General features: G+C 69.7%; 17 protein-coding genes and 1 tRNA gene. 9 read left to right on the forward strand and 9 right to left on the reverse strand.

Going from position 1 to position 20,065, the window contains the following annotated elements:
- Nucleotides 1-146: 146 nt before the first annotated feature.
- The 3 genes from Q0C41_RS21275 to Q0C41_RS21285 all read right to left on the reverse strand — a co-directional run bounded on the left by Q0C41_RS21275 (nt 147) and on the right by Q0C41_RS21285 (nt 3,115).
- Nucleotides 147-1,154, reverse strand: a complete 1,008-nt coding sequence (locus Q0C41_RS21275; protein WP_291987265.1) for an ROK family protein — start codon at nt 1,152-1,154, stop codon at nt 147-149.
- Between the two features lie 87 nt (nt 1,155-1,241).
- Nucleotides 1,242-1,445, reverse strand: coding sequence for a CsbD family protein (locus Q0C41_RS21280; protein ID WP_291987267.1), 204 nt, complete (start codon nt 1,443-1,445; stop codon nt 1,242-1,244).
- A 125-nt stretch (nt 1,446-1,570) separates the two neighbouring features.
- Nucleotides 1,571-3,115 (reverse strand): ATP-binding protein, encoded by a 1,545-nt coding sequence (locus tag Q0C41_RS21285; RefSeq protein ID WP_291987269.1) that lies wholly within the window; start codon nt 3,113-3,115, stop codon nt 1,571-1,573.
- Nucleotides 3,116-3,290: 175 nt separating this feature from the next.
- Here Q0C41_RS21285 and Q0C41_RS21290 point away from each other — a divergent pair, with 175 nt between their 5' ends.
- The 3 genes from Q0C41_RS21290 to Q0C41_RS21300 all read left to right on the forward strand — a co-directional run bounded on the left by Q0C41_RS21290 (nt 3,291) and on the right by Q0C41_RS21300 (nt 4,891).
- Nucleotides 3,291-3,848 carry a DJ-1/PfpI family protein gene (locus Q0C41_RS21290; protein WP_291987272.1) on the forward strand — a complete coding sequence of 186 codons (558 nt, stop codon included), beginning with the start codon at nt 3,291-3,293 and terminating at the stop codon, nt 3,846-3,848.
- A gap of 234 nt (nt 3,849-4,082) precedes the next feature.
- Nucleotides 4,083-4,592, forward strand: coding sequence for a universal stress protein (locus Q0C41_RS21295; RefSeq protein ID WP_291987274.1), 510 nt, complete (start codon nt 4,083-4,085; stop codon nt 4,590-4,592).
- Nucleotides 4,593-4,651: 59 nt separating this feature from the next.
- On the forward strand, nt 4,652-4,891 hold the full coding sequence (locus Q0C41_RS21300; RefSeq protein ID WP_291987276.1) for a hypothetical protein: 240 nt from the start codon (nt 4,652-4,654) through the stop codon (nt 4,889-4,891).
- A 194-nt stretch (nt 4,892-5,085) separates the two neighbouring features.
- Here Q0C41_RS21300 and Q0C41_RS21305 read toward each other — a convergent pair whose 3' ends face one another.
- Complete coding sequence (locus Q0C41_RS21305; protein WP_291987278.1) at nt 5,086-5,592, reverse strand: hypothetical protein; 507 nt, start codon at nt 5,590-5,592, stop codon at nt 5,086-5,088.
- Nucleotides 5,589-5,864 carry a helix-turn-helix transcriptional regulator gene (locus Q0C41_RS21310; protein ID WP_291987280.1) on the reverse strand — a complete coding sequence of 92 codons (276 nt, stop codon included), beginning with the start codon at nt 5,862-5,864 and terminating at the stop codon, nt 5,589-5,591. Before Q0C41_RS21310 ends, Q0C41_RS21305 begins: the two co-directional genes overlap by 4 nt.
- Before the next feature lie 152 nt (nt 5,865-6,016).
- Here Q0C41_RS21310 and Q0C41_RS21315 point away from each other — a divergent pair, with 152 nt between their 5' ends.
- Nucleotides 6,017-7,729 carry a glutamine--tRNA ligase/YqeY domain fusion protein gene (locus Q0C41_RS21315; protein ID WP_291987282.1) on the forward strand — a complete coding sequence of 571 codons (1,713 nt, stop codon included), beginning with the start codon at nt 6,017-6,019 and terminating at the stop codon, nt 7,727-7,729.
- A 4-nt stretch (nt 7,730-7,733) separates the two neighbouring features.
- Here Q0C41_RS21315 and Q0C41_RS21320 read toward each other — a convergent pair whose 3' ends face one another.
- Nucleotides 7,734-10,679 carry a response regulator gene (locus Q0C41_RS21320; protein ID WP_291987283.1) on the reverse strand — a complete coding sequence of 982 codons (2,946 nt, stop codon included), beginning with the start codon at nt 10,677-10,679 and terminating at the stop codon, nt 7,734-7,736.
- 90 nt (nt 10,680-10,769) lie between these two features.
- Entirely contained in the window at nt 10,770-11,237 is a 468-nt protein-coding gene (locus Q0C41_RS21325) for a DUF2177 family protein (RefSeq protein ID WP_291987285.1), read from the reverse strand.
- Between the two features lie 138 nt (nt 11,238-11,375).
- On the opposite strand from Q0C41_RS21325, the gene Q0C41_RS21330 reads away from it, so the two are divergent.
- Nucleotides 11,376-11,450, forward strand: a tRNA-His gene (locus Q0C41_RS21330).
- A gap of 176 nt (nt 11,451-11,626) precedes the next feature.
- Here Q0C41_RS21330 and Q0C41_RS21335 read toward each other — a convergent pair.
- Nucleotides 11,627-13,291, reverse strand: a complete 1,665-nt coding sequence (locus tag Q0C41_RS21335; protein ID WP_291987287.1) for a hypothetical protein — start codon at nt 13,289-13,291, stop codon at nt 11,627-11,629.
- 71 nt (nt 13,292-13,362) lie between these two features.
- Here Q0C41_RS21335 and Q0C41_RS21340 point away from each other — a divergent pair, with 71 nt between their 5' ends.
- The 4 genes from Q0C41_RS21340 to Q0C41_RS21355 all read left to right on the forward strand — a co-directional run bounded on the left by Q0C41_RS21340 (nt 13,363) and on the right by Q0C41_RS21355 (nt 18,650).
- Complete coding sequence (locus Q0C41_RS21340) at nt 13,363-15,804, forward strand: DUF87 domain-containing protein (protein ID WP_291987289.1); 2,442 nt, start codon at nt 13,363-13,365, stop codon at nt 15,802-15,804.
- Nucleotides 15,805-15,961: 157 nt separating this feature from the next.
- Nucleotides 15,962-16,630: a carboxypeptidase-like regulatory domain-containing protein gene (locus tag Q0C41_RS21345; protein WP_291987291.1), complete on the forward strand. Its 669-nt coding sequence runs from the start codon at nt 15,962-15,964 to the stop codon at nt 16,628-16,630.
- Between the two features lie 102 nt (nt 16,631-16,732).
- Nucleotides 16,733-16,870, forward strand: a complete 138-nt coding sequence (locus Q0C41_RS21350; RefSeq protein WP_291987293.1) for a hypothetical protein — start codon at nt 16,733-16,735, stop codon at nt 16,868-16,870.
- A gap of 640 nt (nt 16,871-17,510) precedes the next feature.
- Nucleotides 17,511-18,650: a hypothetical protein gene (locus Q0C41_RS21355; RefSeq protein WP_291987295.1), complete on the forward strand. Its 1,140-nt coding sequence runs from the start codon at nt 17,511-17,513 to the stop codon at nt 18,648-18,650.
- Here Q0C41_RS21355 and Q0C41_RS21360 read toward each other — a convergent pair.
- On the reverse strand, nt 18,632-20,065 hold a 1,434-nt coding region (locus Q0C41_RS21360; protein WP_291987297.1), incomplete at its 5' end, for a tetratricopeptide repeat protein. The two genes, Q0C41_RS21355 and Q0C41_RS21360, sit on opposite strands and share 19 nt — an antisense overlap.

Consider the following 20,065-nt stretch of genomic DNA (forward strand, 5'->3'; position numbering starts at 1 on the left):
CGGCGACGCCGGCGGCGCCGGGGGCGTGTGTCCGACGGCTGGCACCGCGCGTTGCTGCGGGTAGGCGGTATCTGGCAGCGGCTGCGCGGTGGCCGACCGCAGGCACGCCGTGCACAACAGCAGCCCGGCCCACCGCAGGCGGCCGCTCACGAACGGGACGAGGCCAGGCGCAGCGCCTCGATCGCCGCGCCGCGGGCGCCGGCCGTGTCGCCGTTGGGCATGATGCGCAGCGGGATGTCGGCCTGCTCTTCGCGCTGCACGGGCATCCCGGCGCGGATCTCCGACAGGAACCAGCCCTGGAAGTCCGCCGAGGCCTCGATCGCCCCACCGCCGACGATGAGCGCATCGGGGTCGAAGGTGTTCACCATCTGATCGAAGAAGAGCCCGAGGGCATGCGCCTGAGCGCGGAAGATGTCGCGGCACATGGCGTCGCCGCGCTCGGCCAGGCCGCGCACTTTCTTGGCCGCATCCTTCACGTCGAGGGTGGCGAGTGCGTGGCCGGGGTACTTCTTCAGGAACGTGGGCAGCAGGGTGTTGCGGATGGCGGTGAGCGAACAGACCGACTCCAGATCGCCGATGCGTCCGCAGTTGCACTGCGGGTCGACGTGCTCGAGCCCGGCGATGCGCTGCGTCGGGATGAGCACGTGGCCGCACTCGCCGCCGAAGCCGCCGCGCCCGGTGACGACACGGCCGTCGACGATCACGCCACCGCCAAGTCCCGTACCGACGATCGCCGAGATCGACGTCGCGGGCGTGTGGCCGAAGATGTTGAAGTGGCCCCACAGGGCGCCCGCATTACCGTCGTTGAGGTAGCAGACGGGCCGGCCGAGGCGGCGCGTGAGATTGCCGGGCAGGTCGAAGCCGGCCCACTGTGGGTGCACGAAGTTGGTGGAGCCCCGGGCGCTGAGCACGCCCGTGGCGCTGGCCGGGCCAGGGGTGTCGAGTCCGACGGCGATCACCGACTCGAGGGTCGCGCCGACCCGCTGCACCGCGATCGCCAGCCCATCCTCGATCTGTTGCAGGCACACATCCGGTCCTTCGACGCTGCGCGCCGGATGTTCGCAGAGGTCCTCGATGAGGAAGCGTCCGTCGAGGTCGATGAGGGTGTAGTTGACGGCCGTGCCGCCGAGGTCGATGCCCGCGATGAGCTGCATGCCGACAATTCGGCCAGAAATCTGGCGAGATGTCGAGTGACCCGTTTGGCGGCACCCGTACGCGATTCGTACGGGTGCCCCGGCGCGCTAGCGCTTGACCCGCTCGCCCACCTCTTCGATGGCTTCGCCGACGTTGCGCTTGACCTTGCCGTAGCCCTCGCGGGCCTCGCCGGCGGCCTCATCGGCGCGTCCCTCGTCACGAAGCGCGGGATCGTCGGTCATCGACCCGATGCCCTGCTTGATCTTGCCTTGCGCCTGCTCGACCTTGCCCTTGATCTCGTCCTTGTTCATGGCGTCTTCTCCCGGGAAGCGGGGCGAGCCGTCATGTCTCGGCCACGCGCCCTGATGCCCTGGCGCAGTGCAAGGGATGTTCCCGATGGCGGAGCGACGCCCGTGTGAGGGAAGGGTCGAGTCGGTCAGTCCGACGATTCGTCGGCAGGCAGGCGCGTGCGATCGGTCAGGGCTCGTGCCGCAGCGACGAGCTGGGCCCCTGTGTGCGGCTTGCGCAGCAGACCGGCGACGCCCTTCTGGTAGATCACTTCCGGGGCCAGCGTGTCGACCAACCCCGACACGAGCAGCACAGGCATCTGGGGACGCAGCGCCAGCACCTCGCGGGCCAGCTGCAGGCCGGGCAGCTTGGGCATCGTGTTGTCGGTGACCACGAGCGAGAACGCATCGGGGTCGCGCCGGAACGCCTCGAGGGCCTGCAGGCTGGACGAAAACGCCGTGACCCGGAAGCCGGCGTTCACGAGCTGGCGTCGACTGAGCTCCATGATCACCTCTTCGTCGTCGACGAAGAGCACGTGCGGAGCAGAGGGCTCAGCCGGATCGGGCGCGAGGTGCTGAGACGCGTCAGGCACCACGGCCGGCAGGTACACGTGGACGGTCGTGCCGGCGCCGGGTCGACTCTGCAGTTGCAGCGCGCCTCCCGCGCCGTGCACGATGCCGTGCACCATCGACAGCCCGAGCCCCGTGCCCTTGCCGACGGGCTTGGTGGTGAAGAAGGGCTCGAAGGCGCGCCGCTGCACGTCCTCGCTCATGCCGGGGCCAGAGTCGGCGACCGTCACGCAGACGTGCGGCCCCCGAGACGAGGTCGCGTGGGCCGCCGTGAAGGACTCGTCGGGCGTGAAGGTCGACAGCGTCACGTCGATGGTACCGCTGGTATCGCCGATGGCCTGCGCCGCGTTGGTGACCAGGTTCATCAGCACCTGCTGGAACTGCGTCGGGTCGATGCGGACGGGGGGCGCGTCGGTCTCGCCGCGATAGCGGATCTCGATCAGCGAAGGGATGGTGGAGCGCAGGAGGGCGACGGCCTCGCGCGCCGGGCCGGGCAGCGAGACGGGCGCCGTGGTGGCGTCGCTCGGTCGGCTGAACGCGAGCATGCGCAACACCAGTTCCTGCCCCCGGGCCGCCGCCACGCGCACCTGTTCGAGATCGGCCAGGGCCTGCGGATCCGTGATGGCGCCGCTGGCCAACTCCGAATAGCCGACGATGCTGCGGAGGAGATTGTTGAAGTCGTGGGCGATGCCACCGGCCAGGGTGCCCAGGGCCTCGAGCTTCTGCGCCTGCCTGAGCTGCCCCTCGAGCGCGCGCCTGGCGCTGATGTCGACGACGGTCGCGAGGATGATCACGCCGTCGGGGGTCTGCACCGGGTTCAGGCCGATCTCGATCGGCAGTTCCGTGCCGTCCTTGCGCATGCCGAACAGGTCACGGCCGGCCCCCATGGGGCGCGACTGCGGCGCCTGGTGAAAGGCCTTGCGGACCGTCGGATGGCCGGATCGATACCGCGCCGGGACCAGCGCCTCCACCGACAGCCCGATGAGCTCGGCGAGCTCATAGCCGAACAGGCGCGCGGTCTCGCGATTGGCGAGCACGATCGTGCCCGCCTCGTCGACGACGAGCTTGCCCGTCGGGGACGCGTCGAACGCGAGCTGGAACAGGTCAGCAGACGGCGTATTCATGAGTGACAGACCTGAGTCCGAGTGACGTCTCACCGCTGACGGCAAATTGGACGGCGAGTGTGAGCCTATCACTGCTATCGTCGTCGAACCCGGTGCGCATCAGCTGGTGGGCCCAGTTGCACCGGTCCTGTGATGAAGCGGCAGGACAGCGCCCACCCAAGGACAGTGAATAGCCATGCCACGACAGATTCTGGTCATCACCGGCGATGCAGGAGAGAGCTTCGAGTGCCTCTACGCGAAGCAACGGCTCGAGGAAGCCGGGTTCGGCCCGCTGATCGCCGCGCCGAGTCGCCGCCGCCTGCACCTGGTCATCCACGACTTCGAACCCGGGTGGGACACGTACGTCGAAAAGCCGGGCTACGGCGCGGAGGCGGACCTCACGTTCGCCGAGGCCAACCCCGACGAGTACGACGCCATCCTCGTGCTGGGCGGCCGCGCGCCGGAGTATCTGCGGCACGACCCGCGTGTGCTCGATCTGGTCCGGGCCTTCGACGCGGCCGGGAAGTGGGTGTTCGCCATCTGCCATGGCGTGCAGGTGCTCGCGGCGGCGGGCGTCATCGGCGGCAAGCGCGTGACCGCCTACGAGCACTGCCGCTGGGAGATCGAGGCGTGCGGTGCGACGTACGTGGTCGAGGAGCAGGCGATCCGCGACGACCGCATCGTGACGGGACAGACCTGGCAGTCGCATCCCGACTTCTATCGCCACGTCTTCGCCTGTCTCGGCGAGGCCTGAGCCGGGAGGGCGGTCCGCTCGGCGACGGGTCGTTCACGCTCGTCGGCGGGGGGCCGATTGCCCATCAGGTGGTCCCGGGATTTTCCGCAACCCGGCGGGCAATTCTCCGACCTCACCCCCCCACCGCCGGTCTGCCGCGGCGAACGCCCCCGATCGCGGGTCGTGCGGAGACGGCACACGTGATGCATTCCCTTCAGGCAGTCCGGGTGTCCGGGCGGTACAGGGGGGGTGCATATGGCCGTCTTCCGCACCATCGTCGCCGCGATCGACTTCAGCGAAACGTCCGACGATGCTCTCAGGGTCGCTTGCGAGCTGGCCACGAGCCACGGCAGCGAACTTCATCTGCTCCATGTGATCCCCGATGCCCGCCAGCAGGCGTGGAGCGTCGAGGCCCCCGGCCTCGACTTCTCGGCGCTGCAGCAGGAGAGTCTGGCAGACGCGGAACGCATGCTCGCCGCGCGGACCCTGCCGGTGACGACGCAGGCGTCGGCCGTCATCCGGAAGGTCCTGACGGGCCTGCCGGCCGCCCGCGAAATCGCCCAGTACGCCGCCACCCACGGGGCCGACCTGATCGTCGTCGGCACGCATGGGTATGGGCCGGTGCGTCGGCTCGTCCTGGGCAGCGTGGCCGACCGGGTCATCCGCCTGGCGCCGTGCCCGGTCCTCACCGTGCCGCACCACACCCTCCGCGCCACGAGCCCGGCCTGGACGGCCGGCCACGAACAGGAGATGACGACCGTATGAGAGCCGATGACCTCGCGATGCCCTCGCCTTCGTCGACCATCTGGTGGCAGGAGGAGCCCATGCCCCCGCTTCGCCGCAGCGTGCCCGAGTGGCGCACGATTGTCATGGACGCATACGCCACGCAGCCCGCGTTGAGCGTGACGCACGCGCAGGGCCAGCGCCTGTGGGGCATGGACGCGCCGACGTGCGGCTACGTGCTCGACAGCCTGGTCGCGACCGGCATGCTCGCCCGCACATCGGCCGGGCAGTACTGCCGCATCGACTACATCAGGCCGATCGACCCGGTGTTCGCGATGTGAGTGTTGCCGCGCTGTTGCCCGTCCCGTCGGGCCGTGACCGCTGCCGCATCGGGCGAGGCGGGCCGGCGGCCGGGGGCGGAGGGCCGGAGTGCCGCGACGGCGGAATCGCTCCACTTCGGCGTCTCACACGTCCGTCGGGTGCCCCTGCCTGACGGACCGACAGCGCGGTCGGCCCGAAGCCTGACGAGGTCGCGTCAGACTTCGGGCTCATTCCACGCCACCAGGATCGACGGCAGCGTGAGTGCCAGCAGCTGCACCCCCCAGAACAGCGCCAGCAGATGCCGCGATTGCGGCACGAACTGCACCCGCCCGGCATCAGCCGCCATGTACAACACGAGCAGGGGCAGCACCGTCACGCCGGACAACAGCGCGTAGGCGGTGCGGTAGTGCGCGTTGCGCACCTGGCGCATGCGCTCGTCGACGTAGGCGTCGGGCAGGTCCGCCATGCCCCGCACGACGCGCTGCAGCAGCCACCAGGCGCCCCACGCGGGGGCCAGACTCGCCGCGACGAGCCAAGCCCGATCGATGAGGCACGCCGTGGCGACGCCGACGATGCTGACCAGGGCCACCCCCACGAGGACGCGGCGGCGACGTCGCGGACGCAACCAGTTGAGGCGACGGTCGCGCAACAACGCGTCGGCGTGCAGGGCGACGGGGTCCACCGGTGACGGCCGGCCGGGCAGCGAGGTCTCGTGGGTCATGACTGGCCTCCTGGCGCCTTGTAGAGCACGTCGCTCATCGGCGCGAACGGCTCCGTCGAGAAGATCGCCTCGACGGGCAGGGTGAAGTACTGGGCGATGCGCAGGGCGAGGGCGAGGGTGGGGCTGTACTCCTCGCGCTCGAGGTAGCCGATCGTCTGGTAGTGGACGCCTACCGCGTCGGCGAGGTCCTGGCGGCTGATGCGTCGTTCGGCGCGCAGGACCGCCAGGCGGTTGTGGACGTGGTCGGTCGGGGTCTTCGGGGATCGGGCCATGATGAGCCGGCGCGAGCGCCTGACAAATCATAGTACGAATACTACATAGTGTTTGTTTCAAGACCGCCGAGTCCGGGGACGAGGATCACGGTCGGGCGGGTACACTATCCAATCCGGCACTCCGCCGCTGTCAGCTGATCGCTCACCTGTTCATGTCCGACGCCTCTACCAACACCAGCCCGGCTCCGGCCGCGCCGCTCGACTTCATCCGGCAGATCGTCAGCGAGGACCTCAAGGCGGGACGCCACGGGGCCCGCGTCCATACGCGATTCCCTCCGGAGCCGAACGGCTACCTGCACATCGGCCACGCCAAGTCGATCTGCCTCAACTTCGGCGTTGCCGCCGAGTTCGGGGGTCTGTGCAACCTGCGCCTCGACGACACGAACCCGACGAAGGAAGACGTCGAGTACGTGGACTCCATCCGCACCGACGTGCGGTGGCTGGGATTCGACTGGAGCACGCGGGAGTTCTACGCCTCGGACTACTTCGAGCGCATCTACGCCTGCGCCGTCACCCTCATCGGCGACGGCCGCGCGTATGTGGACAGCCTGAGCGCCGACGAGATCCGCGAGTACCGCGGCACGCTGACGCAGCCGGGCCGCAATTCCCCGTTCCGCGATCGGCCGATCGCCGAGAACTTGTCGCTGTTCGAGCGCATGCGCGCCGGCGAGTTCCCCGACGGCACGCACGTGCTGCGCGCGAAGATCGACATGGCGTCGCCGAACATGAACATGCGCGACCCGACGCTGTACCGCATTCGGCACGCGCATCACCACCGGACCGGCGACACGTGGTGCATCTATCCGATGTACGACTTCGCCCACGCGATCTCCGATGCCCTCGAAGGCATCACGCACTCGCTGTGCACGCTGGAGTTCGAGGACCATCGGCCGCTGTACAACTGGATCATCGAGCAGGTGCCCGATCTGCCCGGCGACCCGCAGCAGATCGAGTTCGCGCGCCTGAACCTCACCTACACGGTGATGAGCAAGCGCAAGCTGCTCGAACTGGTCGAGAAGAAGATCGTCTCGGGGTGGGATGACCCGCGCATGCCGACCATCTCCGGCATGCGGCGCCGCGGCTACACGTCGAGGGCCATCCGCGAGTTCTGCGCCCGGATCGGCGTCGCCAAGAACGAGAGCCTGATCGACGTGGCGCTGCTCGAACACAGCGTCCGCGAAGACCTCAACCAGGTCGCCCCGCGCGCCATGGCGGTGCTCAAGCCGCTCAAGGTCGTCATCGAGAACTACCCCGAGGGGCAGGTCGAGATGATGCAGGCGATCAACAACCCCGAGGACGAGTCGGCCGGCACGCGCCAGGTGCCGTTCACGCGCGAGCTGTACATCGAGCAGGACGACTTCCGCGAAGTGCCGCCGAAGAAGTTCTTCCGCCTGTACCCCGGCAACGAGGTGCGCCTGCGCTACGCCTACATCATCAGGTGCGAGTCGGTCGTGAAGAACGACGCGGGCGAGGTGGTCGAGGTGCGATGCACGTACGACCCCGACACGCGCGGCGGATCGGCTGCCGGCGAACGACGCGTCAAGGGCACGCTGCACTGGGTGTCGTCGGCCCATGCCGTGCGGGCCGAGGTCCGGCTGTACGACCGGCTGTTCACCACCGAACAGCCCGGCACCGACGACCGCCGGCACTTCACCGAGGAGATGAACCCGAACGCCCTCGAGGTGAGCCGCGACGCGCTGGTCGAGCCCTCCCTCGCGACCGCGGTGAACGGCACGACCTACCAGTTCGAGCGGCTCGGGTACTTCTGCGCCGACCCCGACAGCACACCGGAGCACCCGGTCTTCAACCGCACGGTGACCCTGCGCGACTCGTGGGCGAAGATCGAGAAGTCGCAGAACGCGTAAGCCGCTACGCCGCCGTGTGGGCGCTGGCGACGCCCGGCAGATAGCGCTCGAGGATGCCGGCCAGCGCATCACGACGCACCGGCTTGGCCAGGTAGTCGTTCATGCCTGACGCCAGGCACCGCTCGCGATCCCCGGCCAGCGCGTTGGCCGTGAGCGCGACGATGACGATGTGGCCGTGCGGGCTCGCGAGCGCGCGAATCCGCCGCGTCGCCTCGAACCCGTCACACACCGGCATCTGGCAGTCCATCAGCACCAGGTCGTAGGCGCCGGTGCGCACGGCCTCGACGGCGAGCGCGCCATGCTCGACGACGTCGACGCGACAGCCGGACTTCTCCAGCATCAGGCGAGCGACCTTCTGGTTGACGGGGTTGTCCTCCGCCACCAGGACGCGGGCCGCCGCGGGGGCACCCGCCGGCGTCACCGGCGCCTGTGGCGTCGGCCCGACCTCGGCGACGACCGGACGCCCGATCGCGTCGATGGCGGCCAGGAGTTCGCTGCGACGGACCGGCTTCATCACCCGGGCCGCCCGCTCCATGGTCACGGGCGTCCCGCTCAGCCGCGCCGACAGCAGCAGGACGGCGACCGGGTGCGGGGCCCGGGCGCGGAGCTGCTCGGCCTGGCGGGTCGCGCCGCCATCGGCCAGGCCCTCGTCGATCAGGGCCACGTGGGGCCAGGCGTCCGGCCTCAGCACCGCCATCGCATCGTCGGCATCGCGGGCGGTCTGCACGATCATCCCGGCGTCCAGCAACGTCTGCTCGAGCATCATCCGCGAGGCCCGGCTGTCGTCCACGACCAGCACGCGCATGCCGCCCAGCGTGCCCGGACGGAGGGGCGCGGCGACACCCCCGACCCGCGGACAGGGCACCGTGAACCAGAATGTGGTGCCCTCGCCTGGCACGCTCTCGACGCCGATGCGGCCCCCCAGCAATTCGATGATGCGGCGCGAGATGGCCAGGCCGAGCCCGGTGCCGCCGAAGCGACGGGTGGTCGACGCGTCGGCCTGGGTGAAGGCCTCGAAGAGTCGCGCCTGCGCGTCCGGCGAGATGCCGATGCCGGTGTCGCTGACCTCGAAGCGGACGGTCGCGTGATCGCTGGCGATGTCCGAGGCGCTGACGCGGATGGCGACATCGCCGCGCTCGGTGAACTTGATGGCATTGCCCACGAGGTTGAGCAGCACCTGCCGGAGCCGACCGGGATCGCCGATGAGATTGCCCGGGATGTCGCCGACGATGCGGCAGGTGAGGTCGAGGCCCCGGGCCGTTGCGCGCTCTCCCATCAGCCGCGCGACCTCGTCGGCCAGCCGCTCCGGATCGAGACCGATGCGCTCGAACTCCAGCTTGCCCGACTCCACCTTCGAGAAGTCGAGGATGTCGTTGATCACGTTGAGCAGGACATCGCCCGACGACCGGACGGTCTCGACGAACTGGCGCTGCTCGGTCGTGAGGGGCGTGTCGAGCAGCAGGTCGGTGATGCCGATGACGGCATTCATCGGCGTCCGGATCTCGTGGCTCATCGAGGCGAGGAACTCGGACTTCGCGCGGGTGGCGGCCAGGGCCCGGGCGTGGGCCGCCTCCAGGGCTTCTTCGGCGGCCTTGTACTCCGAGATGTCGACCATCACGCCAATGAGTTCGCGGGCCGCGCCCTCGGCGACCATGACCGACACGATGTCGCGCAGCCACACGAGACGGCCATCCTGCGTGACCACGCGGTACTCCATCGTGTGGTCGCGCTGCTCGGCGGTCGCGCGCGCGCTGTAGCTGCGCACCCACGCGCGATCGTCGGCGTGGATGATGCCGTCGACGAAGCCCGCGTCGGCGAGCCAGTGGGCCGCGGGATACCCGAGCAGCTGCTCGGCCTCCTGGCTGACGAACGTGTACTGGCCGGCGGCGAGGTCGTGGCGCCAGACGATCGCCTTCACCGAGTGCACCAGTTGCTGCATCTGCCGCTCGGTCGCATGCAACGCCTGTTCGGCTTCCTGGCGCCGCCGCACCGACAGGGCCTCGGCCTGGACCTTGGCCGCGACCACACGGCGGACCCGCCGATACCACGTCAGCGCCACGACCACGGCGGTGAGCAGCACGCCGCCGGTCAGCACGAACGCCCACACCGACCACGTCGGTGCGGCGGAGCGCGGCGTGAGGTACTGCTCGATCAACGTCGCGAAGGTGCCGTTGGCCTTGAGTTCGGCGAGGGCGGGCTCGAGCCAGGCGAACTCGCGGGCCCGGCCGGGCCCGGTCACGAAGTGATAGCCGGTGACCATGACCTCGCGGCTGGCCGTCCGACGCGCGTCGAGCGCGCCGGCGGCGTGGCGCATCGCCTGGGCGTTGCCGAGGGCGAGCGTCCCTTGCCCCTCGAGCACGGCGCGCAGCGCCTCGGACGAACTGCGCGCGAGCACCATCGCGGGCCGGACGGGCGGTGGCAGGTCGAGGAGGACCTCGTGCATCAGCGAGCCGCGCTCGACGGCGACGATCTCACCGCTCAGCGAGGTCAGTCGATCGGGAAGAGGCCAGGTGCGTTCCGCCGGAGCGGTGAGGGTCTGGTGCAGGGTCCAGATGATGGGCAGGAAGTCGAAACGCGTGCGCCGCGCGGTGGACACGCCCATGGCCGACAGGTCCACCGTGCCGGTCTCGAGCCCGTGCACGACGCGGGCCCAGGGCGTCAGGGTCACCACGACCGGGCGGCCGGTGTGGCGCCCGAGGGCGCGGACGAGGGCGACGTTGAAGCCGTCGGGCCCGCCGCGATCGTCGAGGGACTCCCAGGGGCCGAAGTGGTCCGAGCCGCCGTAGACCAGGGGTCGCGGCGGGTCGGCCTGGCCCGGGGCGCGGGTCATCGTCGTGGCTGGCCGCACGGGGGATGTCGGCGGAGACGCCTGTGCGAAGGCCGACGTGACGCTGGCGAGCAGCGACACGAGTCCTCCCCCCACGGTCAGCCCCCAGCACTGGTTCGTCACGCGCGCTCCCGCCGGGCGGCACGGGCGTGCCGACCCTCCGGGTATTCGGCGGGGCGGAATGGAACGTGAGGGGGGCGCCCTCGGGCGCGGTCAGACCAGTCGGTGGCGTGCGGCGGCGCGCGGGGAGGGAGCGCCGGCCAGGCGTGGCTCGAGGTAGGTCACCGTGGCCGCCGACACGCCGCAGATCACGGCGCCCCAGACGATGTCCACGAGGGTCATGCGCAGGGACCAGCCGGCCAGGACGGAGTAGGCGGTCAGGTCGTAGGTGCCGTAACTGACGACCCCCATCAGCGCGCCGAATCCGAGCGCCCGGAGCGGATGGCCCCCGGCGCGCGGGAGGACGAAGACCACCAATCCGAGGACCAGGACGCCGTAGACGGCGAAGGCGGCCCACCAGACGGGAGCGAAGTTGGCGCCGGACAGACGGGCCATCGTGCCGAGTTCGGCCTTGTAGAACCCGTTCATGAAGAGGCCCAGCCAGATGAAGTCCAGCACGGCGAAGACGACGGTCGTCAGGACCACCTGCAGCGCCGCCCGGCGAGTCGTCGAGAAATCCATCACAGCCGCTATGACGCGCCGACCAGCCGTCCCGTTTCCCCCGGCCCGTCGCCCCCGTCCCGCTCCCTCGCGCGAGCGGCGCACGATGCTATACTCGTGAGCTGCCTCGGTGCCGCTGGCATCGACCACAGCTTCATGGTGGGTGTAGCTCAAGGGCAGAGCGCCGGACTGTGGCTCCGGATGTTGGGGGTTCGAATCCCCTCACCCACCCCAAACCCCTCCCCGTCTCGCCCTGTCGCTCTTTTCGCCCTTCCCCCTTCCCCCTTTTTTGCCCTTCCCTTCCTTTCAACGTTTCCCTTCCCTCCGTCCTCCTCCCTCGGTCCTACCTCCGTCCTCGTTCCTCCCTCCTCCGTCCTCGTCCGCCCTCCTCCGTCCTCGTCCGCCCTCCCTCATCGTCCCGGAATCAGCGCGCGCTTCAACGTCTCCTTCACATCCACGCCGAACTCCGGGTCCTTGACCGAACCGCGGATGTGGATGGGGAACTCGGTGGCGCCCTGTCGCCGGAACAGGCCATCGAAGGGACGCAGCAGCCATCGCTTCTTGCCGGTGACCATCCGCGAGAGTCCGGCCTCGAGCCGGACCCGGCCGTCGAAGTGCAGGCCCTGGGACCGCACGGCATAGTGGCCGGCGAGTTCGACACGCGCCCCGTCGACGTCGAAGCGCAGTGCCGGGAACCGGATGACGCCGTTGGCCATCCGGAACCGTCCCGAGAACGCGGAGACGACACGCGCGACGTCCGGATCCTCGGGCCGGCCCTGGGCCCGGCGGCTCAATTCATCGAGCTTGGCCTGCAGGACGCGACTCGTGAAGGTGGTCTCGGCCAGCGAGAAGCGCCCCTCGAGTTCCATGCGCTCGACGACGGGCAGGGGGCCGGGCGGGATCAGCAGGGCGGCGTCCACCGCGATGCGGCCGCGCATCGCCGGCGTGCCATCCATGACCAGCGCCAGAACCTCTTCGAGGCGTCCGGCCGTGATGCCCATGGCGAGGTCCACGGTCCGACCGCGCCGGTCCTCAGCCTTGACGATGCCGCCGGTGACGCGGATGGGGGTGCCGGCGCCGAGGAGGGCCTCGGCTGGCTGGATGTACGTGTTGCCGTTGGTGCCGTCGACCACCACGGTGAAGCGCGTGGACAACGGCAGGGGGCGCCCCCCGACCTTCAGGTCGAACCCGGGCATCGTGGTGGTGCCGATGGCCTCGATCCGCTCGAGCACCCCGCCGTAGCGCCCGGTCGACTGCACGATGCCGGCGATGCCGCGGATGGTCGACAGGTCGGCGTCGACGAAGCGGTAGTCGGCCTGCAGGGGCGTGCGCGCGGGAGCCTCGACGTTCCATGGCCCGAACGTGCCGATGGTGTGGATGCGTCCGTGCGGCTGCGGGTTCTCGACTTCCGTCGCGAACGCCATCGGGCGATCGGTCGTGATGTCGCGCACGGCGAGGCGGTGCAGCACGAAGCGTCGCGGCAGCTTCCTGGTCTCGCGAGGCAGGACGACCAGCGTGGCGGCGTCGGCGGTGATGCGGCCGATGATGACGTTGGGCGGCTCGCCGCGGTTGGCGGCGGCCGGCGTACGGGCCGCGTCCTCACGCGACCCTTGCGGCTCGCTGGCCCCCTCGTCTGCGGCACGCCCCTCGTCGTCCGAGCGCGGAAAGCGCGGCACGCCCTCGGCGGGCGAGGGCGGAATGACGATGGCGAGACCGGTCAGCGTGATGGTGTCGACACGCCGCGGGCGTCGCAGCAGTTCTCGCCACGTCATCGTGGTCTCGAACCGTTCGAGGGTGATGAGCGGCGCCACGTCCTGTCGTCGCCGATGACGGATGGTGAGCGGGCCGCCGCTGATGCGGGTGACCGGACCGAGGGTCACCGAGATCGAGCGGAGGTCGACGTCGCTGTCGAGCCGACGCTCGAGGGTGGCGATGACGGTCGTTCTGAGCCAGTGTTCGAGGCGGGGACGCGCCGTCAGTCCGATGGCGGCCGAGAGCGCGACCAGGACGCCGAGGACGACCAGGAGGACAGTGCGCGCGGTGAGGCGCCCGGTACGCGTCGCGGGCTCGTGCAAGGCCCCAGCGTATCGCTGTCCAGCCAAAAGAGAGCTCGGCCGTGGGTGCGAATTCGCTACTATTCCGAGCTATGCAGGATTTCGAGACGCTCGGTGCCTTCTATCTCGGCCGCCCCTACGACCTGAGCACGCGGACGGCCACGCCGGCGCCGTTGATGTACGACTCGCGCGATCTGCTCACCCACGCGGTGTGCATCGGCATGACCGGCAGTGGCAAGACGGGCCTCTGCATCGGGCTGCTCGAAGAGGCGCTGATCGACGGCATCCCCGCGATCATCATCGACCCCAAGGGCGATTTGGCCAATCTGGCGTTGACGTTTCCCTCGTTGTCGGGCGAGGCCTTCGCGCCCTGGGTCAACGCCGACGAGGCGCAGCGGGCCGGTCAGGATGTGCCCACGTACGCCGCGGCGCAGGCCGAGCGCTGGAAGACCGGGCTCGCGGGCTGGGGGCAGGATGCGGCGCGGGTGCAGCGCCTGCGCGACGCCGCGGAGGTGACGATCTACACCCCCGGCAGCAGCGCCGGCGTCCCGGTGTCGATCGTGAAGTCGTTCGCCGTCCCGCCGTCGGCCGTGCTCGAGGATCGCGACCTGCTGCGCGAGCGCCTGCAGACGACGGCGACGAGCCTGCTGGGGCTGGCGGGCATCCAGGCCGATCCATTGCAGTCGCGCGAGCACATCCTGCTGGCGAAGCTGCTCGAGACGGCGTGGCTGGCCGGCACCGACATGGACCTCGGGGCGCTGATCCAGCAGATCCAGGCGCCGCCCCTCTCCCGCATCGGCGCGCTCGAACTCGATGCCTTCTACCCGGCCAAGGATCGGTTCGCCCTGGCGATGGCGCTCAACAACCTGCTGGCCGCGCCGGGGTTCGATCAGTGGTTCACCGGGGTGCCGCTCGATGTCGCCTCGTTCCTGCACACGCCGGAGGGACGGCCGCGGGCCGCGGTGTTCTCGATTGCGCACCTGAGCGATGCCGAGCGCATGTTCTTCGTCTCGCTGCTGCTCAACGAGATTCTCGGCTGGGTGCGCATGCAGTCGGGCACGACGAGCCTGCGCGCCCTGCTCTACATGGACGAGATCTTCGGTTACCTGCCGCCGGTGGCCAATCCGCCGTCCAAGGAGCCGATGATGCTGCTGCTCAAGCAGGCGCGCGCCTTCGGCCTCGGCGTCGTGCTGGCGACGCAGAATCCCGTCGATCTCGACTACAAGGCGCTGTCCAACACCGGCACGTGGTTCATCGGCCGACTGCAGACCGAGCGCGACAAGGCGCGCGTGCTCGAGGGCCTCGCGAGTGCCGCTGGCGACGGGCGCTTCGACGGTGCGCGGATGAGTGACGTCCTCTCGGGCCTCGGGAGTCGGGTCTTCCTCATGCACAACGTGCACGAGACCGCACCGGTGACCTTCGAGACGCGCTGGACCCTGTCGTACCTGCGCGGGCCGCTCACCCGGACGCACATCAAGCAGCTCACCGCCGGGAATCAGGAGACGGAAACCGGGAACCGGGAACCGGGAACCGGGGCTCCGCCCCATGCGGGGAGGGAACGCTCGCCGAGCGGTCCGCCGGCCTCCCCGACATCGACCGTCGGCGCCCGGCCCGGCCTGATGGCGGGGCCGCCGGTGCTGCCGCCAGGGATCACGGCGATGTTCGTGCCGGCGCGTGGCGCCGGCGCAGACGAGGCGCTGGCCTACGCTCCGTCGCTCTATGCCGCGGCGAGCGTGCGGATGGCCGACACAAAGCGCCGCATCAGCGAGACGGTGCCGGTGCAGGTGCTGGTGCCGCTGCAGGGCGGGGCGACGCCTCTCGCCCTGGACCGCGCGTCGCTGGTCGAGGTCACCCCCGAAGACCTCGAATCGACGCCGCGCGCTGCCGCCACGTATGGCGACCTCCCGTCGGCGGCCAGCACGCCGCGAACCTACGAGACGTGGCGCAAGGCCGTGGCGACCTGGCTCTACGACACACAGGCGATCACGCTGCAGGAGCATGCCCCGAGCGGCACGCACTCGCGGCCCGGCGAGTCGGAGGCCGCCTTCCGGACGCGGCTCTCCCTGGCGCTGCGTGAGGAACGCGACGCCCGTATCGAGGCCATTCGCAAGAAGTACGCCACCCGACTGCAGACGCAGGAGGACCGCATTCGCAGGGCCGAGCAGGCCCTCGGCAAGCAGCAGCAGGAGGTGACGTCCTCGACGGGCTCGGCGCTGCTCACGGCGGCGACCGGGGTGTTCGGGGCCCTGTTCGGTCGCAAGACGTTGAGTGCGGCCAATGCCGGGCGACTGGGCACGGCGGCCCGCGGGGCGAGCAAGGTCCTCAAGGAGAAGCAGGACGTGACGCGCGCCGAGGAGAACCTCGTCTCCGAACGCCAGAAGCTGGCCGATCTGCAGGCCGCCATCGACGCCGAGGCAACGGTGGTGGCCGACGATGAAGGCGCGCCGCTGCAGCCGCTCGTGCTCCGTCCGAAGAAGGCCGACATCACGGTGACCACCGTCCTGCTGGCGTGGGTGCCCGAGGACCGTGGCTGATTAGACTTCAGTAAGCTCAGCCTGAAATTTCAGTTGCGTCGGCGTCGGCGTCGGCGTCCCGCTAGATTCCCGTCTCACAAACGTCACATGCACTCCCCGGGCTGCCCGCCCGGGGTTCATTCGTTTCGTCGCGTTCCAGGGAAGGGGACGTCATGACGTGCAACGCGCGTGGTTGCGCCTGTGCGCAGCCGTGGCAGTGGTGGGGTGTCTGGCTGGACCGAGCGTGGCGCAGGAGTTCCGCGCCACGGTCACCATCACCAACACCCAGACGAGTGCGGTGACCTCGGTCACCACCAGCGAGAACGGCGCCTACTCCGTGCCCTTCCTCCGGCCCGGCGTCTACACGCTGCGAGCAGAGAAGCCGGACCACAAGCTCGATCAGTACGGCTTCCAGATCGACGGGCCGGTCATCCGCAACAAGCTGTTCTTCATGTTCAACTACGAGGGCTACGACGAGAGCACGCCGAACCCGGCCACCCTGACGGTGCCTCGCCCGGAGTTCCTCAGCGGCGACTTCTCCAACCTGCGTGACGCCCAGGGCCGGCTGATCACGATCTACGACCCGCTCTCCGGTCGTGTCGTCAACGGCCAATGGGTCAGGGATCCCTTCCCCAACAACCGGATTCCGGCCAACCCCATCAACCCGGTCTCGGCGCAGGTGGCGCAGTACTTCCTGCAGCCCAACACCGCCCCGACCTCCGGCAACCCCTGGCAGGGCAACTACTTCTTCGGGCCCAACCTGGCCATCGACGACTTCTACAACATCGCCACCAAGGTCGACACCAACGTCAGCGACCGCACCAAGATGTACGTGCGGTACGGCTAGAACAAGCGCACCGAGATCCGCTATGGCAACGGCATCGAGACCGGGCCGGCGCAGGACGGCCAGCTGCCGCTCGAACGCATCAACTACACCGGGGTGTGGGACATGGTGCGCACGACCGGCAGTTCGCTGGTGCTCAACATCCGCACCGGCCTGAACCAGTACGTCGAAGCCGCCCGCACCGAAGCCGGGCTCGGCTTCGATGCCGCCGGACTCGGCTTCCCGGCGTCCTACGCCGGGTAGGTGCCGATCCAGATGTTCCCCCGGTTCCAGTTCAGCGACAGCTACGCCAACCTGGGCCGCGGCAACTTCAATCGCGAGACGACCACGGTGCTGAGCGTGCAGCCCAACGCGACGTGGACGTGGGGCCGGCACACGATGCGCACCGGTCTCGACGCCCGCCTGACGTGGTTCACCCGCACCCCGAGCGGCGCCGGCGGCGGGCAGTTCAACTTCGATCGCGGCTTCACGCAGCGCGACTTCCAGAATGGCGACCCGCTCAGCGGTCACCCGATCGCCTCGTTCCTGCTCGGGTATCCGAGTGCGTCGAACACCTTCGTCGACAACAACCTGTTCCCCGAGTTCCGCTGGAACTACTTCGCGCCCTGGTTCCAGGACGACTGGAAGATCGGCAACCGACTGACCATCAACCTCGGCTTCCGGTGGGACTTCAACACGCCGATCTGGGAAGAGCAGGACCGCATGAACTACGGTTTCGACCCGACCGTGGTCCAACCCGGTCAGCACCCGGATCAACCAGACGGCCTTCCCCGGCTACACGGTCAACGGTGGCCTCGGCTTCGTCGGTCAGCAGGGCGCCCTCGAGCGCTACCCGTACCAGTACGACGGCAACAACATCCAGCCCCGGGTCGGCTTCGCCTACATGCGCCGGGACACCACCATCCTGCGTGGGCGCGTCGGCCGCTACTTCCTCAATGTCACGGGCACGACGACGCAGAACGGCTTCAGCATCCAGACGCCGTACATCTCCTCCCTCGACGACGGCCGCACGCCGGCGACCTCGCTGTCCAATCCGTATCCGTCCGGCGTCGCCACGCCGCCGGGATCGGCGCAGGGGCTCGAGACGTTCCTCGGGCGCGGCTATGGCTTCTCGAACACCGACTTCATCAACCCGTACGTGGATCAGTTCTCCATCGGCGTCCAGCAGCTGCTGCCGTGGCGCACCACGCTCGAGGTCAGCTACGTCGGCAGCCGCAGCAAGGCCCAGCAGAGTCAGTGGGGCGGGTTCAACGAGCCGTCCGATGACTTCCGCCGCCTGTGCGACCCGACGGTGGGAGGCCGTGTCGGCTTCTGCAACGAGCTGATCCCGAACCCGTTCTTCCAGGTGCCCGGCTTCGAGGGCACGGGCCGCTTCACCAGTCCGACGCTGAGCCGCTACGAGCTGGCGCGGCCGTTCCCGCAGTTCGGCGGCATCACCCAGTTCGAGCGCAACGACGGCCGCATCATCTACAACTCGCTGCAGGTGATGGCCAACAAGCGGTTCTCCGGCGGGCTGACGCTGAACGGCACCTACACGCTGGCCAAGATGGAGGAAGAGGGGGTCGGCGGCAACGCCTTCGTCGACAACATCACGCGCCAGATCAATCGCAGCCCGACCCCCCAGGATCGCCGGCACCGCGTCACCGTGTCGGGCGTCTACGAGCTGCCCTTCGGGCGCGACCGCAAGTGGCTGGGCAACATTCCGCGCGTCGCCGACCTGCTCATCGGTGGCTGGGACATCGCCGGGTCGTTCCTCTACAACTCCGGTCGCCCCTGGGACCTGCCCGGCAACGTGTTCTATGTCGGCGACGGCGAGCGCGAGCTGGACTACTCCGGACGCTTCATGACCGGCGTGGCGCCCTGCGTCGCGCAGATGGACAACAACGGCGTCGTCGGCCCGCTGTTCGGCTACTCGCAGGCCGCCGGCTGCACCGCGCCGGCGCGATCAGTCGCGTTCAGTGCCCCGGATGCGCGGGGACAGGTGGCGCACGACTGGACGTGTGTTCACCGGCGCACGGCCTGACCCGACGGCGGCTCGGCCACCACGGAGGGCGGGACGGTCTCGAGCCTGGCCATGCGCGCCTGGAAGCGCGGGTCGCGGCGCAGCGGGTCGAGGCGCGAGTCGACACGGGCGTACGCCAGACGCGAGGAGTTCGCCTCGATGGCCGTGTCGAGCCACTCGAAGGCGCGTGCGGTGTCGGCGAGGCTGACGTACGCGAGGGCGATCCAGAACGCACCGTCGCCCGACGGACGTTCGTCGTACAGCGATCGCAGCCGCAGCAGCGCCTGACGGGCGTCCCGACTGCGACCGGCGTCGTGGTGGATCTTCACGAGTTGCGACAGCACGAACGGATCTTCGGCGGCCTGCTGCGCGCCCACCCTCCCGCACGCCGCCAGCGCCTCGTCGGTGCGTCCCAGCTCCGTGTAGGCCTTGCACAGCCCGATGTAGGCGGCGGAGTACTGGGCGTCGAGGCGGAGCAGGGTCTCGTACGTCCGCGCCGCCTCGTCGAAACGACGCGCGTAGTGCAGCGTGGCCCCGAGGTAGCCGCGCAACAGCGACGACCGGGGATTGAGCTTCTGGGCCTGGTCGACCTGCTCGACCGCCTCCTCGACGCGCCCGCGCCCGGCCAGCAGCATCGCATAGCGGATGCGCGCGTACTCGCAGCTCGGGTTGAGGGCCAGCGCACGGCGGAAGTTCCGTTCCGACGGCTCGTGGTTGTGCCGCTCCGCGTAGAGATCGCCGAGCGCGGCGTAGGATTCCGCGCTGCGGTCGTCGAGGCTCAGGGCCTTGGAGATGACGCTCTCGGCCAGGGGCAGCGCCTCGTCGGCACGCAGCGCGTTGTGGCGATAGCGGGACAGCAGCGCTTCCGCCCACTGCGCATACGCCAGCACGAACTCCGGCTCGGCCTCGGTGGCCCGGCGGAAGGCTTCGGCGGCCTCCTCGACATCCTTGCGTCCGCCGCGCCCGAGTCGGGTGCGACCGAGCATGTAGGCCTGCATCGCTTCCGCGTTCGCGAGCGGCAGCGCGGTGCGCAGGGACGGACGCGTGCCCTCATCGGTGGTGGCCAGGGCGAAGAGCACCCGCTGCGCCAGCGTCGCCGTGAACTCGCGCGTCGTGGTGAGGCCGACCATCGATTCGGTCAGTTCCTGCGGTTCGGCACCCGGGCGCGCCACGGTGAGCCGAGCTTCCAGCGCGGCGGCGCGCCGCGACATGGCCACTTCGACGTACACGTCGGCATCGACGGCGTGCATGATGGCTTCGGCCGGCTGCCCGAGCATCGGCTCGACCGCCACCGGCGCGATCACCAGGAATGGGGGCGAGGAACTGAGGTCCTGCGCGAGCTGCTCGATGACGAGCGGCGTCAGCGAGGGGTCGGCCCCGGCCGCGCTGCCGAGGGCCAGTCGGACATCGACATTCGTCGCCGCCGGTGCGTCGCC

The organism is Luteitalea sp. (assembly GCF_022842525.1).
Taxonomy (GTDB): Bacteria; Acidobacteriota; Vicinamibacteria; order Vicinamibacterales; family Vicinamibacteraceae; genus Luteitalea.